General features: G+C 66.5%; 13 protein-coding genes. 12 read left to right on the top strand and 1 reads right to left on the bottom strand.

The genetic code is table 11. From position 1 onward, the window contains the following. Positions 1-200 precede the first annotated feature (200 nt). Positions 201-2,420, top strand: a complete 2,220-nt coding sequence (locus OM977_RS18360; protein WP_264355310.1) for an MMPL family transporter — start codon at positions 201-203, stop codon at positions 2,418-2,420. Between the two features lie 40 nt (positions 2,421-2,460). On the opposite strand, the gene OM977_RS18355 is transcribed toward OM977_RS18360, so the two are convergent. Beyond that, positions 2,461-3,423, bottom strand: a complete 963-nt coding sequence (locus OM977_RS18355) for an NAD-dependent epimerase/dehydratase family protein (protein ID WP_264355309.1) — start codon at positions 3,421-3,423, stop codon at positions 2,461-2,463. 123 nt (positions 3,424-3,546) lie between these two features. On the opposite strand from OM977_RS18355, the gene OM977_RS18350 reads away from it, so the two are divergent. From OM977_RS18350 to urtE, 11 genes are all read left to right on the top strand, one after another. Then, positions 3,547-4,317 (top strand): TetR/AcrR family transcriptional regulator, encoded by a 771-nt coding sequence (locus tag OM977_RS18350; protein ID WP_264355308.1) that lies wholly within the window; start codon positions 3,547-3,549, stop codon positions 4,315-4,317. Positions 4,318-4,409: 92 nt separating this feature from the next. Continuing rightward, the gene (locus OM977_RS18345) at positions 4,410-4,826 is read left to right on the top strand and encodes a hypothetical protein (RefSeq protein ID WP_264355307.1); all 417 of its coding nucleotides are present in this window, start codon (positions 4,410-4,412) and stop codon (positions 4,824-4,826) included. 252 nt (positions 4,827-5,078) lie between these two features. Then, positions 5,079-6,941 (top strand): molecular chaperone DnaK, encoded by a 1,863-nt coding sequence (dnaK, locus tag OM977_RS18340; RefSeq protein ID WP_264355306.1) that lies wholly within the window; start codon positions 5,079-5,081, stop codon positions 6,939-6,941. A 2-nt stretch (positions 6,942-6,943) separates the two neighbouring features. Next, positions 6,944-7,615, top strand: a complete 672-nt coding sequence (locus OM977_RS18335; protein ID WP_264355305.1) for a nucleotide exchange factor GrpE — start codon at positions 6,944-6,946, stop codon at positions 7,613-7,615. Positions 7,616-7,762: 147 nt separating this feature from the next. Then, on the top strand, positions 7,763-8,749 hold the full coding sequence (locus OM977_RS18330) for a DnaJ C-terminal domain-containing protein (protein WP_264355304.1): 987 nt from the start codon (positions 7,763-7,765) through the stop codon (positions 8,747-8,749). 15 nt (positions 8,750-8,764) lie between these two features. Then, entirely contained in the window at positions 8,765-9,187 is a 423-nt protein-coding gene (locus tag OM977_RS18325; RefSeq protein WP_270103050.1) for a heat shock protein transcriptional repressor HspR, read from the top strand. 359 nt (positions 9,188-9,546) lie between these two features. After that, complete coding sequence (gene urtA, locus OM977_RS18320; protein ID WP_264355303.1) at positions 9,547-10,812, top strand: urea ABC transporter substrate-binding protein; 1,266 nt, start codon at positions 9,547-9,549, stop codon at positions 10,810-10,812. A 43-nt stretch (positions 10,813-10,855) separates the two neighbouring features. Further along, positions 10,856-11,740, top strand: coding sequence for an urea ABC transporter permease subunit UrtB (gene urtB / locus OM977_RS18315; RefSeq protein ID WP_264355302.1), 885 nt, complete (start codon positions 10,856-10,858; stop codon positions 11,738-11,740). After that, positions 11,737-12,909: an urea ABC transporter permease subunit UrtC gene (gene urtC / locus OM977_RS18310; RefSeq protein WP_264355301.1), complete on the top strand. Its 1,173-nt coding sequence runs from the start codon at positions 11,737-11,739 to the stop codon at positions 12,907-12,909. The genes urtB and urtC overlap by 4 nt, the downstream gene beginning before the upstream one ends. Next, a complete protein-coding gene (urtD, locus tag OM977_RS18305; RefSeq protein WP_264355300.1) occupies positions 12,906-13,709 on the top strand; it encodes an urea ABC transporter ATP-binding protein UrtD in 804 nt (267 codons plus the stop codon). Before urtC ends, urtD begins: the two co-directional genes overlap by 4 nt. Then, entirely contained in the window at positions 13,709-14,401 is a 693-nt protein-coding gene (urtE, locus tag OM977_RS18300; protein WP_264355299.1) for an urea ABC transporter ATP-binding subunit UrtE, read from the top strand. The genes urtD and urtE overlap by 1 nt, the downstream gene beginning before the upstream one ends. The last annotated feature ends 19 nt before the right edge of the window (positions 14,402-14,420 follow it).

The raw sequence follows: 14,420 nt of genomic DNA, 5'->3' as shown, positions 1-14,420 counted from the left end.
TTCGGTGGGCACTGCGCACGCTCCTTTTCCCTGGTTCTTGACGGTTTCGCCCCGCAGGACGCCCTCCGGAGTTTACTGCAGGGCCCCTGCGGCCGAAGCCGCTCTGGAATGGCCCCGCCCAGAAAGGGTTTATCTCTACTATGGAGATAGTCTACGATTGACTCAATTTTACTCCTCCCTTGACCGCACCTGAAGGACTCATGAAGAAGAACCGACAACACAGCGCGCGCGTGCCGTTCTGGCTGCGCTGGCTGGTTCCCGTGCTGCTCGTCCTCGTCTGGCTGGCCGTGGCCGGCATCGGCGGGCCCACCTTCGGCCGGTTGAGCGAGGTGTCCTCCAACGACCAGGCATCCTTCCTGCCCGCTGGAGCGGAGGCTACCCACGCCCAGGACTGGCAGGCCAAGTTCAGGGACTCGAGCGAAATCCCGGCCGTCATCGTGGTCGAAAACGACTCGGCCTTCACACCGGCGCAGCTGAGGGAGGCCGCAACGCTTAAAGGCAGGCTGGAGGCCTTGCAGGCCGGCAGTGCCGTGATCGGCCCGATCCCGTCCCAGGATGGCAAAGCCGTCCAGTTCGTGGTGCCGATCGACTCCGCCGGCGAGGTTAAGAACAACGTCGCCGAGCTACGGGCCGAACTGGAAGCCTCCGCTCCTGCGGGGATGCAGGCCTTCGTCACGGGCCCTGCCGGCCTGACCGCGGACCTGGTCGGCGCCTTCGCCGGCATCGACGGCATCCTGCTGCTCGTGGCCCTCGGGGCTGTATTCGTCATCCTGCTGATTGTCTACCGCTCGCTGCTGCTGCCGGTCGCGGTGCTGTTCACGTCCGTGTTCGCCCTGTGTGCCGCCATTCTGCTGGTGTTCGGCATGGCCAAGCTGGGCTGGATCCAGCTCAATGGCCAGAGCCAGGGCATCCTGTCGATCCTGGTGATCGGCGCCGCGACCGACTATGCCCTGCTCTACGTGGCGCGGTTCCGGGAGGCGCTGACGCACACCACCAATCGCACTGCAGCCGCGCTCTCGGCCTGGAAGGCCGCATGGGAGCCGATCCTCGCCTCCGGGGCCACCGTCATCATCGCCCTGCTCTGCCTGCTGTTTTCCGACCTCAACTCCAACAAGGCCCTCGGTCCGGTGGCGGCCGCGGGCATCCTGTGCTCCCTCTTTGCGGCACTGAGCCTGTTGCCAGCGATGATGGCACTGCTGGGCCGTGCCGCCTTCTGGCCGTTCCGGCCCAGACTGCTCCCGGAAACCGGACGTGAACCCGAGTTGGCCACCGGGCTCGAAGGCCAGAAAGGCCTGTGGCGGGCCACCGGTTCCCTCGTTTCCCGCCGGCCGCGGACCGTCTGGGTGGCTTCCGTGCTGCTGCTGGTCGTGGCGTCCGCCGGAGTCCTGCAGCTCAAAGCCCACGGCGTGCCGCAGACCGACGTCATCCTGGCCGCCTCCAACGCGGTGGACGGCCAGGACGCCCTGGCGCGGCACTTCGAGGCGGGCTCCGGCAGCCCGGCCGTGATAGTCGCGGACGAAACGAAATCCCGGCAAATACTGGACCTGGTTCAAGCCAGCGACGGCGTCGGGAACGCCTACCTGCTCGCCGAAGGCGGCGCCCCCGTCCTCGCCGAAGGCGGCGTCCCCATCACCGCCGAACCGGCCGCGCCGGCGGTCCGTGATGGCAAGGTGCTGATCAACGCGACGCTGAACTTCGCCGCCGATTCCGGTCCGGCCGAGGACGTGGTGAAATCGCTCCGGCGCGAGGTGAAGAAGCTCGACGCCGGCGCCCTCGTCGGCGGCGTGACGGCCACGGCACTGGACACCAACACCACCGCCCAACGCGACCTGGTCACGATCATCCCCGTCGTCCTGGCCGTCATCCTCGTGATCCTCATGCTCTTGCTGCGCGCCGTGCTGGCGCCGGTCCTGCTGGTCGCCTCTGTGGTCCTTTCCTACGGCGCATCCTTGGGCGTCTCCGCCGTGGTCTTCAACCAAGTGCTGGGCTTCCCGGGAGCGGACGCCACGGTGCCGCTGTTCGGCTTTGTCTTCCTGGTGGCCCTGGGCGTGGATTACAACATCTTCCTGATGAGCAGGGTGCGGGAGGAGTCCCTGAAGCACGGCACCAGGGCCGGCATTCTGCGCGGGCTGGGTGTCACGGGCGGGGTGATCACCTCCGCCGGCGTCGTCCTCGCGGCGACGTTTGCCGCCCTCGGCGTCATTCCGATCATGTTCCTGGTGCAGCTCGCCTTCATAGTCGCTTTTGGCGTCCTGTTGGACACCGTGCTGGTCCGTTCACTGCTGGTCCCGGCGCTCGCCTACGACATCGGACCCCGGATCTGGTGGCCGAGCCGGCTGGGACGCCCCGAGGCGGACGGGCCGGCGCGCGGCCAGTTGTCGGCCGAGGAGTCCGAGGCCGCGGAGGCCGCGGTCCGATAGCCCCGCCGTTCAACGCCTCCTCCGCGGAGCGCGGCCGCCGTCACTCTCGCTGGTCCCCCCACCAGGCGACGGTGGCGGCGGCTGCTTCATGCAGCGGGGTCGGCGCCAGTGACAGGGCGGCCTGGCTGGCGCGGGAGTCCATCACGAACGGCCGATCGAACTGGTACAGCGTCTCCGCCAACTCCCGGATGCCGGGGGAAAACATCCCCGTCGCCTTCAGCGCCCATCCTGGTACCGCAGTGACGCGCGGGGCGCGGGCTCCGGCCGCCTTGGCGAAAGCCTCCGCAATCCCGCGCTGGGTTACCGCAGGTCCGGTGGGTGCATGCCACACCCGGTTCCACAGCTGCGGACTCTCCGCTGCGGCAATCATGGCAGCCGCTAGGTCCGGAACGTAGGTGAAGGAGTGCAGCCGGTCCGCCCGTCCGATCACCTGCATGTGCCGCCCGGCCGTGACGGGACGGAGCATGCGCTCGCCAGCGTGCGCATTACGGACCCGCGGTCCGAAGAAATCGCCAGCAACCACGCTGACCGTGGCAGTGGCGGACGCCGCGCGGGCCGCGAGCAGCGCGGTCCGGATCCCGCGCTTGCCGCCCTGGGCCTGCCGCGGGCTGTCTTCGGCCATGATCTGCTCGGGCTCGCTGTAGGAGTACAGGCTTTCCGGGAAGACGACGACGGCGCCCGCCTCGCCCGCCGCGGCCAGCACGCTCAGCTCGGCCGCCGGTAGCTCCCGCGCCCAGACGCCCGCGTCATACCGCGACCCGTGGATGCAGTGGAACACGGCGGCGGCGCCTGAGAAGGCCTCACCGAGCAAGGCGGGGTCCGAAACGTCGAGGGCAATTTTTTCGATCAGCGGGTGGGTGGGTCCGCTTCCGGACCGCGTCAAAATCCGCACGCGGCGGCCCGTTGCGGCCAGTTGTTCCGCGACCGTCCAGCCCACCGGGCCAGCTCCTGCGACGACGTAGCACCGGGATGATCCGCTCCCGGCGGCTTCAGACTGGGACATTCAGATCTCCTTTAGACGTTAGCGAGAGCAGTGCTCTCTGCTTCAGCATGGAACACCGCGCAGGCCTAGTCAAGAGCGCCGCTCACATTTGTTGACAGTGCTCTCGTCTGTAAAGCTGGATCCATGCCAGAGGACAGCACTGAATCTCCCGTCGGCCCCGCCGCCGCGGCTTCCCGGCCCCGCACCCCGCGCGCGCGGGCCCGCGACCGCACCGTCGCCGACATTATCCGGCTGGGACGGGAGCACCTCGCGCTGCACGGGGCCGCCGCGCTGTCCCTCCGCGCCGTTGCCAGGGATCTCGGCGTCGTCTCCTCGGCGGTCTACCGCTATGTGGACAACCGGGAGGAGCTGCTGACCCTTCTCCTGATTGACGCATACAACGAGCTTGGCGATGACGTGGACGCCGCTGTCGCGGCGGTGCCGGAAGCCGATTTCCGTGGCCGCTTTGAGGCGCTGGGCCGTGCCGTGCGGGACTGGGCACTGCGCGAACCGTCCCGCTACAGCCTTCTCTTCGGCAGCCCGGTGCCCGGGTATCGGGCTCCCGCCGAGCGCACCACCGGTCCCGGGACGCGGGTGGTCATTGCCCTCATGGCGATTCTCGACGGGGCGTTCCGCGCCGGGCGGCTTTCGATGGAAAGCCGGCGGGCTCCTGCCATCGCCACCGGGCTGGGCGGGGATCTGGCGAAAATCCGGGCCGAGTTCGGTTTGGCCGTGCCGGACGACCTCTTGGCCCGCGCCGCCCTCGCGTGGACCTCGCTCTTCGGTACCGTCAGCTTCGAGGTCTTTGGCCAGTATGGCGGGGAGACGTTCACTGCCCGGGAGGAGCTTTTTGATCACCATCTCGCCGTGCTCGCCGAGGTCGCCGGTCTGTCGCCAGGCGGCATTGACTCCTGAGCCGGGTCCCTCTGTTCCCTCTCCCCGGCGCTCGATAGACTGCCCCTGCACCCGTGCGGGCGCACCCGATTCTTCCAGGAAGGATTCACAACATGTCCGAGAACAGCGAGTTCGATCGAACGGCAGCGGACGCCGAAACCGAGGCCGTCGAGGGTGAGGTTTCCGAAGGCCAGTATGTCGAAGGCGACTACGGCAAGGCGGGCACCGCAGGCGAGAATCCGGCGACGGCCGAAGAGGGAGAATACGCTGCCGGGGACTACGGCGAGGCAGGCACTGCCGACGCCTCCACGGTCGGTGACGAGGAAGGCGACTATCCCGAAGGCGACTACGGCAAGGGCGGCGCTGTGGGCGGCGAGCCGCTCACATCGGAGGAGGGCGAATATCCCGAAGGGGACTACGGGACTGCGGGCGCCACAGGTGCCGAGGGCTCCGACCGCCCGGCTCCCGGCGAACGGAAGACGGCAGCCGGCGGCGACCCTGCCCCGGATCCCAACCGCGACGAACGCTGAGCCCGGAGGGACTTCGCGCACAGCGAAATCTGCGTCCCGAAAGGCAAACTTCTCCCGGAAAACCGCGCAGTTGAGGCCTAAGGATCGGTGCTCACCGCCGCCCCAAATCCAAACTTGAGCCAAGTCCGCTCAACTTTGGATTGACATTGAAACCGGCTTGGGTAAAGTTGAGTCCAGATCGCTCAATCACGACCGGATCCCCGCGATCCGCAGCCAACCCAGCAAGTTTCTCCGGAAAGAAGGAAGCAACACATGTCACGTGCAGTAGGTATTGACCTCGGAACCACCAACTCCGTCGTCTCCGTTCTCGAAGGTGGCGAGCCCACCGTCATTGCCAACGCCGAGGGTGGCCGCACCACGCCGTCGGTCGTTGCGTTCTCCAAGTCCGGCGAGGTGCTGGTCGGCGAGATCGCCAAGCGCCAGGCGGTCAACAACATTGACCGCACCATCGCCTCCGTCAAGCGCCACATGGGCACTGACTGGAGCGTCGCCATTGACGACAAGAAGTACACGGCGCAGGAAATCTCCGCCCGTATCCTGATGAAGCTGAAGAACGACGCCGAGTCGTACCTGGGCGAAAAGGTCACCGACGCCGTCGTTACCGTGCCGGCGTACTTCAACGACGCCCAGCGCCAGGCCACCAAGGAGGCCGGCGAAATCGCGGGCCTGAACGTGCTGCGCATCGTCAACGAGCCCACCGCGGCCGCTTTGGCCTACGGCCTGGACAAGGGCAAGGAAGACGAGCTCATCCTCGTCTTCGACCTCGGCGGTGGAACCTTCGACGTTTCCCTGCTGGAGGTCGGCAAGGATGAGGACAACTTCTCCACCATCCAGGTCCGCTCCACCGCCGGTGACAACCACCTCGGCGGCGACGACTGGGACCAGCGCGTCGTCGACTACCTGCTGAACCAGCTCAAGGTCAAGGGCATCGACCTCTCCAAGGACAAGATCGCCCTGCAGCGCCTGCGCGAGGCGGCCGAGCAGGCCAAGAAGGAACTTTCGTCCTCCACCAGCACCAACGTCTCGCTCCAGTACCTCTCCGTCACCCCCGACGGCCCGGTCCACCTGGACGAGCAGCTCACCCGCGCCAAGTTCCAGGACCTCACCAAGGACCTGCTGGACCGCACCAAGAAGCCGTTCCAGGACGTCATCAAGGAAGCCGGCATCAAGCTCTCCGAGATCGACCACATCGTGCTCGTCGGCGGTTCTACCCGCATGCCGGCTGTCTACGAACTGGTCAAGGAACTCGCTGGCGGCAAGGAGCCGAACAAGGGCGTCAACCCGGATGAGGTCGTCGCCGTGGGCGCCGCACTGCAGGCCGGCGTCCTCAAGGGCGAACGCAAGGACGTGCTGCTGATCGACGTCACCCCGCTGTCTCTCGGCATTGAGACCAAGGGCGGCGTCATGACGCACCTGATCGAGCGCAACACGGCCATCCCGACCAAGCGCTCCGAGACCTTCACCACCGCCGACGACAACCAGCCGTCCGTGGCCATCCAGGTCTTCCAGGGCGAGCGCGAGTTCACCCGCGACAACAAGCCGCTGGGCACGTTCGAGCTGACCGGCATTGCTCCGGCACCGCGCGGCGTCCCGCAGGTCGAGGTCACCTTCGACATCGACGCCAACGGCATCGTGCACGTTTCGGCGAAGGACAAGGGCACCGGCAAGGAACAGTCCATGACCATCACCGGCGGCACCGCGCTCTCCAAGGAGGACATCGACCGCATGGTCCGTGACGCCGAGGAGCACGCAGCCGAGGACAAGGCCCGCCGCGAGGCAACGGACACCCGGAACACGGCCGAGCAGCTGGCGTACTCCGTCGACAAGCTGATTGCAGACAACGCCGACAAGCTGCCCGAAGAGGTCAAGACCGAGGTCAAGGCCGACGTCGACGCCCTCAAGAAGGCCCTCGAAGGCACCGACGACGCCGCCGTGAAGACCGCGTTCGAGAAGCTGCAGGCTTCCCAGACCAAGCTCGGCGAGGCCATCTACGCTCAGGCCGGCAACCCGGACGGTGCCACCGGCCCCCAGGGCACCCCGGCCGGCGAGCAGGCTGCGGGAGCGGACGAGGACATCGTCGACGCCGAGATCGTTGACGAAGACGAGAAGAAGTAATCATGCCGCACCACGGTAACGAAGAAGAGCACGTATCTTCGGAGAACCCGAGCCAGGGCAGCGAGCAGGAGAACCAGCCGCAGAAGCCGGTCATCCACGACAACCGCAAGGTTGATCCGAAAACCGGCCAGGCCCGCCACCCCGACCAGGAGCCCCACGTAGCAAGGGACTCCGACTCCGGGGACGCGCTGACCCAGGCGGAGGACATCCTGAACAGCGTCGAGGTGCCTGCGGAGGACTCCGTGGCCCAGGGCGTGGACCAGGCCGAGGCGGAGGAGCTCAGGAATGATCTCCGGCGCCTGCAGGCCGAGTACGTCAACTACCGCAAGCGCGTCGAACGCGACCGTGCCGTGGCGGGGGAGATGGCCGTCATCGGCGTCCTGAACTCCCTGCTTCCAGTACTGGACGACGTCGACGCCGCACGCCAGCACGGCGACCTGACCGACGGCCCGTTCGCCGCGATCGCCGCCAAGCTGGAAAACGCGTTGAAGACGTACGGCCTGACCCGCATCGATGAGACCGGCGTGGAGTTCGACCCCACAGTCCACGAGGCCCTCATCCAGCAGCCCGGCGACGTCGAACTCGACACCGTCAGCCAGGTCCTGCGCTCCGGCTACAAGTCCGGCGACCGAGTGCTCCGGGCAGCACAAGTCATCGTGGCTGTACCGGCGTAGGGTTGCGTCCGGCGCTACGCCGGATATGGGGCGGTGCCCGCTCCGCGGTGCCCTCCACACCGCCGCCCCATATCCGGCCTCCGCGCCGGCAGGTCATCTCGCCTAAGGTGAGTTGCCACCGAGAACAGAACTAGAGAGGAAACGCCATTGGCTAGCCAGGACTGGGTGGACAAGGACTTTTATAAGATCCTTGGTGTCGCCAAGGACGCTTCCGACGCTGACATCAAGAAGGCATACCGGAAGCTCGCGCGGCAGCACCACCCGGACACCAATGCGGGGGACACCGCTTCGGAGAAGAAGTTCAAGGACATCTCCGAGGCCTACTCCGTGCTCTCCGACCCCGATGAGCGCCAGCAGTATGACGCCATCCGGGCCATGGGCGGAGCACGCTTCGCCCCGGGCGGCGCCGGCGGCGGAGCGGGCGGTAATGCTGGCTTCGAAGATCTCTTCGGCGGCCTCTTCACCGGCGGCGGCACACGGCACTCCGGCGGCTACGGCGCCCCCGGCGGCATCCCGCCCGAGTTCGCCGACCTCTTCGGCGGAGGCGGCGGCGGTTTCGGCGGCGGCCAGCCCTACCAGCGGGCGCCGCAGAAGGGCGCTGACCGCACGGCGTCCACCAGCATCTCCTTTGCCGGCGCGATCCGCGGCACCACCATCGGGCTGCGTGAACCGGACGGCGAAGTCATCGACGTCCGCATCCCGGCCGGGATCAAGGACGGCCAGAAGGTCCGCGTGCGCGGCAAGGGCCAGTTCGGCCCCGCAGGCAACGGCGACTTGATGGTCACAGTCGCCGTGAAGCCGCACGATTTTTACGTCCGCGATGGCGACAATCTCCGCATCCACGTCCCGGTCAGTTTTCCGGAGGCGGCCCTGGGCGCCGACATCGAGGTCCCGACGATCGAGGGCGACACCGTCAGGGTCCGAGTCCCGGCCGGTACCCCCTCGGGCCGCACACTCCGCGTCAAGGGGCGTGGCGTCAAGCATGCCAAGGCAACCGGGGACCTGCTGGTGACAATCGACGTCGCCGTTCCCCGGAAGCTAAACAAGGAAGCAGAGGAAGCCGTAAAGACCTTCGCGGCCGCGACGGCCGGCGAGGACGTGCGCGCCGGCCTGGCAGCCAGGGCCCGGCTCTAGGAACGGGCTCCTGCCGTGGACATCGAGTTCGACCAGCCCATCTTCGTCATCTCCGTGGCCGCGGAGCTGGCCGACATGCACCCGCAGACCCTGCGGCAGTATGACCGGCTGGGCATCGTCTCGCCGAGCCGCGCCCCGGGCAAGTCGCGGCGGTATTCGCAGCGGGACGTCACGATGCTCCGCGAGGTGCAGCGGCTCTCGCAGGAGGGCGTTTCCCTCGAGGGCATCAAGCGGATCCTCCAGCTGGAGAACCAGGTTGCGGCGCTCCAGCGCCGGGTGACCGAACTGACGGAGGAGCTGGGACGGCGCCGTCAGCCGCTGGATGCCCGTGTTTTCGCGGCCGGGACGGCCGGGGACGTCGTCAGCCTCGCCCGCGGCAAGCGGCCCCGGCCGCGCTCCCAGGCCATCGTGGTGTGGCGCCCGCGGACGCCCGAGTAGGCGCCCTTGTCTGTGTCCACTGCGGCGTCCAGACTTGGGCTGACTCCCGGCACACTCACCCCACAGCAGCCACTCCCGGGGGAGACGCGCCGGCCTTTCATGTCGCCGTTAATCCGAACATGACGGCCGAGAAGTTTCCTACAGGTTAACTTTGCGGCCGTTGTTTTCCGCGGCCTTTCCGGTGAACTTCGCCTCGCGACCCGGTCTTCGCGCTCGGCCGGGACCTGCGGAAACGGGGCGGAAATATAACCAGCGCGTCCTGAAACAATTCGCTCCTACATTGAGCTCGTTGGGTCCGCCACCGGACCCGGGAGACCAGACGCTGCCTTATGGCAGCGCGGAGCGAGAAGCAGGTAAACATGAAGGTTTCGGTAATCAAGCGCGCTTTCATCCACTTGGCCGCGGCAGCCATGGTGACGGCCCTGGCCGGCTGCGGCAGCCAGGTCTCAAATCCGGCAGCGGCCGGGTCCTCCACGAGCGGCGGCGCTTCCTGCGTCGACACTTCAGGCAGCAGCGTCAAAGTCGGCTTCATCAACTCGCTGTCCGGGACGATGGCCATCAGCGAAAGCACCGTGTTCGATTCCCTCAGCCTGGCGGCCGAGGAGATCAATGCGGCCGGCGGTGTGCTGGGCAAACAGCTCCAGGTCATCAGTGAAGACGGCGCCAGCGAACCCACGAAATTCGCCGAACGTGCCGGAAAGCTGATCCAGCAGGACTGCACCGCGGCGGTGTTCGGCGGTTGGACATCCTCCAGCCGCAAGGCGATGCTGCCGGTCTTCGAAGCCAACGATGCCCTGCTCTTCTACCCGGTGCAGTACGAGGGGCTGGAAGCGTCGAAGAACATCTTCTACACCGGGGCAACCACCAACCAGCAGATCATCCCGGCGCTGGACTACCTCGCTGAGCAGGGCACGAAGTCGATCTTCCTGGTCGGCAGTGACTACGTCTTCCCCCGCACGGCCAACAAGATCATCCAGGCCTACGCCGCCGCCCACGGCATGGAGGTCCTGGGCGAGGAGTACGCTCCGCTGGGTTCCACCGAATTTTCAACCATCGTCAACAAAGTCCGCGATTCCAAAGCCGATGCTGTCTTCAACACCCTCAACGGCGACAGCAACGTGGCATTCTTCCGGCAGTACAAGAGCGTGGGGCTGACGGCCGAGTCGATGCCCGTGGTGTCTGTGTCAATCGCCGAGGAGGAAGTCCCCGGCGTCGGACTCGAAAACGTTGAAGGCCAGCTGACTGCCTGGGACTACTACCAGACACTGGATACCCCGGCCAACAAGAAATTCGTGGCGGCATTCAAGGCAAAGTTCGGCGCCGACCGCGTGACCAGCGACCCCATGGAAGCGGCCTACACCTCGCTCTACCTCTGGAAGGCCATGGTGGAAAAAGCCGGATCCTTCGAAGTGGACAAGGTCCAGGCGGCCGCGGGTGGTGTGACGTTCGAAGCGCCTGAGGGGACAGTCACCGTGGACGCGGAGAACAACCACATCACCAAGACCCCCCGGATCGGGAAAATCACGTCCGACGGCTTGATCGAGACGGTCTGGTCCTCGCCCGCCGCGGTGGACCCGGACCCCTTCCTTGCCAGTTACGACTGGGCCAAGGGCCTGGCCAAATAGCCGCAGTCATCCCTGCAGGTAAACGACGGAAGGGCCCGCTGGAATGGAAATGCTGATTGGACAGATGTTCGCCGGATTAAGTCTCGGCTCGGTGCTGCTGCTGGCGGCGCTCGGGCTGTCGCTGACCTTCGGCCAGATGGGGGTCATCAATATGGCCCACGGCGAGTTCATGATGGCCGGTGCGTACACCGCCTTCGTGGTGCAGCGGAGCATCTCCGACGCCGGCATCTCGCTGCTCGTATCCATTCCAGTGGGCTTCCTCGTGGGCGGGCTGCTGGGGCTGGTCCTCGAAGCGGTCCTCCTGCGCAGGATGTACCACCGCCCCCTGGACACCCTTCTGGTCACCTTCGGAGTGTCCCTGATCCTGCAGCAGGCCGCCCGGGATATTTTCGGGGCGCCCAGCGTGGACGTCCGCGCCCCCAAATGGCTGCAGGGCAATATCGAACTGCTGGGCGCACCCATTCCGCTGACCCGGCTGTTCATCCTGCTGCTGTCGTTGGCCTGCGTGGCCGCAATTGTGGTGGTTTTGAAGCGCACCCCGTTGGGTCGCCGGATCAGGGCAGTAGTCCTGAACCGGGACCTCGCTGAAACAAGCGGCGTTTCCACCCGCCGCACGGACCAGCTGACGTTCTTCATCGGGTCAGGACTCGCCGGTGTCGCGGGGGTGGCCGTCACCCTGATCGGGTCCACCAGCCCGTATCTGGGAACGAACTACATCGTGGATGCCTTCCTGGTGGTGGTGGCCGGAGGCGTCGGCCAGGTCAAGGGCGCCGTCATCGCAGCGTTCGCGCTGGGCGTGCTGCAATCCGTCTTTGAATTTTCGACGACGGCGAGCATAGGCAAAGTGCTGATCCTTGTTCTCGTGGTCGTGTTCCTCCAGCTCCGGCCGCAGGGCATCTTCAGCCTCAAAACAAGGAGCCTGGCATGAACACATTCCTTTCCAGCCGCTGGGGCGTGCTGGCCGGCTTCGGCCTGGGCGCGGGGCTCCTTCTAGTGGTGGCGCCCGCTGCGCTGTCCGTCTTCAACCTCGCCCTGCTCGGGAAATTCCTCTGCTTCGCGATCGTCGCGGTGGGTATCGGCCTCGCCTGGGGGCGCGGCGGGATGCTGACCCTGGGCCAGGGCGTGTTCTTCGGCCTCGGCGCGTACATCATGGCGATGCACCTCAAGCTCGCGGATGCCTCCCTCTTCGGCGGTTCAGGGGTTCCGGATTTCATGTCGCTGTACGGCACCGGCGATGTTCCGGGGTGGTGGGAGCCGTTCCGCAGTCCCGTAGTGGCCCTGCTGGCTGTTGTTGTGGTGCCGGGACTGGTAGCGCTGGTTCTGGGCCTCGCCGTGTTCAAGCGCCGGGTCAAGGGCTCCTACTTCGCGATCCTCAGCCAGGCACTCGCGGCGGCCTTCGCCGTATTCCTGATCGGCCAGCAGGCGACCACCGGCGGCTCCAACGGCTTGAGCGGCTTCCGGTCCTTCTTCGGCCTCGACCTTAAGGACCCGTCCAACAGACTGATGCTTTACTCGGTCGCGGCCCTGGTGCTGCTGCTGGCGCTCGCCGCGGCGCGGCAGCTGATGCACAGCCGGTTCGGCGAACTCCTCGTCGCGGTGCGCGACCAGGAGGAAAGGGTGCGGTTCCTTGGCTACGACCCCGCAATCATCAAGACCGTCACCTATGTGATCGCCGCGGTGATGGCCGGGATCGCCGGGGCGTTGTTCGTTCCCATCGTGGGGATCATCTCCCCGGCGGACGTGGGAGTCATTCCGTCCATCGCATTCCTGATCGGCGTGGCCATCGGCGGCAGGGCCACCCTGCTTGGTCCGGTGCTTGGGGCACTCAGCGTGGCCATCGCCCAAACCGGCCTGTCCTCCACCTTCCCGTCCTTCTGGGTCTACTTTCAAGGCCTCCTGTTCGTCCTGGTCATTGGTTTCATGCCCGGCGGGCTGGCCTCCCTGCCAGACATGATCGCCCGGCTGCGGCGCCGGCGTGCAGCGGTGCAGGAGCCCAAGACCGCCCGCCCAGCGCGCCAAGACCCGCCAGAGCAGCCGGGACCCCCGATGCCTTCACCACCCGGCCCTGCGACCATTCCGGAAGAGGCTACGCGATGACCAGACCCCTTTTGCTGCCCGGCGGCTCGCCCCGTGCGGGCGGACTCAGGCACGGCCGGCCCAAATACCTTGAAGTGCGCGGACTGACGGTGTCGTTTGACGGCGTGGTCGCCGTGGACAACGTTGACCTCGACGTAACCCAGGGCGACCTGCGGTTCCTGATCGGACCGAACGGTGCAGGCAAGACCACCATCATCGATGCGATCACCGGGCTGGTCGCGGCCACCGGCTCGGTAAACCACACCGGTACGGAGATCCTTGGCCGCAAGGTACACCAGGTCGCCCGGCTGGGCGTGGGGCGGACATTCCAGACGGCGAGCGTCTTCGAAAACCTCTCGGTCCTCCAGAACCTCGACATCGCTGCCGGCTCGGGCCGCAAAGCCCGCGAGTTGCTGCGCCGGCGCAGGGGCGTGGACCCGGCCGTCCAGGAGGCGTTGGAAATCATCGGGCTGGAGAGGGTGGCGGACAATCAGGCCGGAACGCTGGCGCATGGGCAGAAGCAATGGCTGGAAATAGGCATGCTTCTGGTCCAGAACTCGGATGTACTGCTCCTGGACGAGCCGATCGCCGGGATGAGCCAGGACGAGCGCGACGAAACGGGGCAGCTGCTCCGTCGGATCGCGGCGGACCGGATCACCATCGTGGTCGAACATGACATTGATTTCGTCCGGGCGTTCGCCACCTCAGTTACCGTCCTCGCCGCTGGCACGGTGCTCAGCGAAGGCAGCATGGCCACCGTTCAAGCCGACAAAAAAGTGCAGGACGTCTACCTGGGCACTGCTGGAATGGAAGAACACTGATGCTTGAAATCACGGACCTGCAGACCGGCTACGGCCGCACTCAAGTCATCTCCGGGGTCAACATCACCGTCCCCGATAACGCGCTTGTCTCCATACTGGGCCACAACGGTGCCGGGAAAACCACCCTGCTGCGTGCCGTCGTCGGGCTCCTTAAGCCCACCCGCGGCAGCATCCGCTTGGACGGAGAGGACATCTCGAAACTTCACCCGCATCAGCGGGTGGCGCGGGGGATGGCCTATGTTCCGCAAGGCCAGCAGTCCTTTGGGCAGCTAACTGCCCAGGAAAACCTCCAGCTGGTGGCCGACGGCCGGAAGTACGGGAAGGAACGCGTGGCGGAGGCCCTGGACATGTTTCCGGCGCTCCGGCCGCTGCTGGCCCGCCGCGCCGGTCTCCTCTCCGGCGGTCAGCGCCAGCAGCTGTCGATTGCCCGGGCCCTGATCACGGAGCCGCGGATCCTCATTCTGGATGAGCCCACGGAAGGAATCCAGCCCAATGTGGTGGCCGAAATCCAGGAGACCATTCTTACGCTGTCCCAGCGCAGCGGCATGCGCGTGCTGCTGGTGGAACAGCACGTCGGCTTTGCCCTCAAAGCCGCCGACAGCTACCACGTGCTGGCCGCCGGCCGGATCAGTTCCTCCGGCCAGGGCGGCGTCGAATCAGAGGGCGAGGTGCGGGAAGCAATGCTCATCTGAGCAGATGCCCGGCCGCCTG

Origin of the sequence: Pseudarthrobacter sp. MM222, assembly GCF_947090775.1 — a bacterium.
Taxonomy (GTDB): Bacteria; Actinomycetota; Actinomycetes; order Actinomycetales; family Micrococcaceae; genus Arthrobacter.
This window is presented reverse-complemented; position numbering and strand designations above follow the sequence as displayed.

Coding starts and splice junctions, on each gene's coding strand:
- OM977_RS18360 (WP_264355310.1), top strand. CDS start 201: ATGAAGAAGAACCGACAACACAGCGCGCGCGTGCCGTTCTGGCTGCGC.
- OM977_RS18355 (WP_264355309.1), bottom strand. CDS start 3,423: ATGTCCCAGTCTGAAGCCGCCGGGAGCGGATCATCCCGGTGCTACGTC.
- OM977_RS18350 (WP_264355308.1), top strand. CDS start 3,547: ATGCCAGAGGACAGCACTGAATCTCCCGTCGGCCCCGCCGCCGCGGCT.
- OM977_RS18345 (WP_264355307.1), top strand. CDS start 4,410: ATGTCCGAGAACAGCGAGTTCGATCGAACGGCAGCGGACGCCGAAACC.
- dnaK (WP_264355306.1), top strand. CDS start 5,079: ATGTCACGTGCAGTAGGTATTGACCTCGGAACCACCAACTCCGTCGTC.
- OM977_RS18335 (WP_264355305.1), top strand. CDS start 6,944: ATGCCGCACCACGGTAACGAAGAAGAGCACGTATCTTCGGAGAACCCG.
- urtA (WP_264355303.1), top strand. CDS start 9,547: ATGAAGGTTTCGGTAATCAAGCGCGCTTTCATCCACTTGGCCGCGGCA.
- urtB (WP_264355302.1), top strand. CDS start 10,856: ATGGAAATGCTGATTGGACAGATGTTCGCCGGATTAAGTCTCGGCTCG.
- urtC (WP_264355301.1), top strand. CDS start 11,737: ATGAACACATTCCTTTCCAGCCGCTGGGGCGTGCTGGCCGGCTTCGGC.
- urtD (WP_264355300.1), top strand. CDS start 12,906: ATGACCAGACCCCTTTTGCTGCCCGGCGGCTCGCCCCGTGCGGGCGGA.
- urtE (WP_264355299.1), top strand. CDS start 13,709: ATGCTTGAAATCACGGACCTGCAGACCGGCTACGGCCGCACTCAAGTC.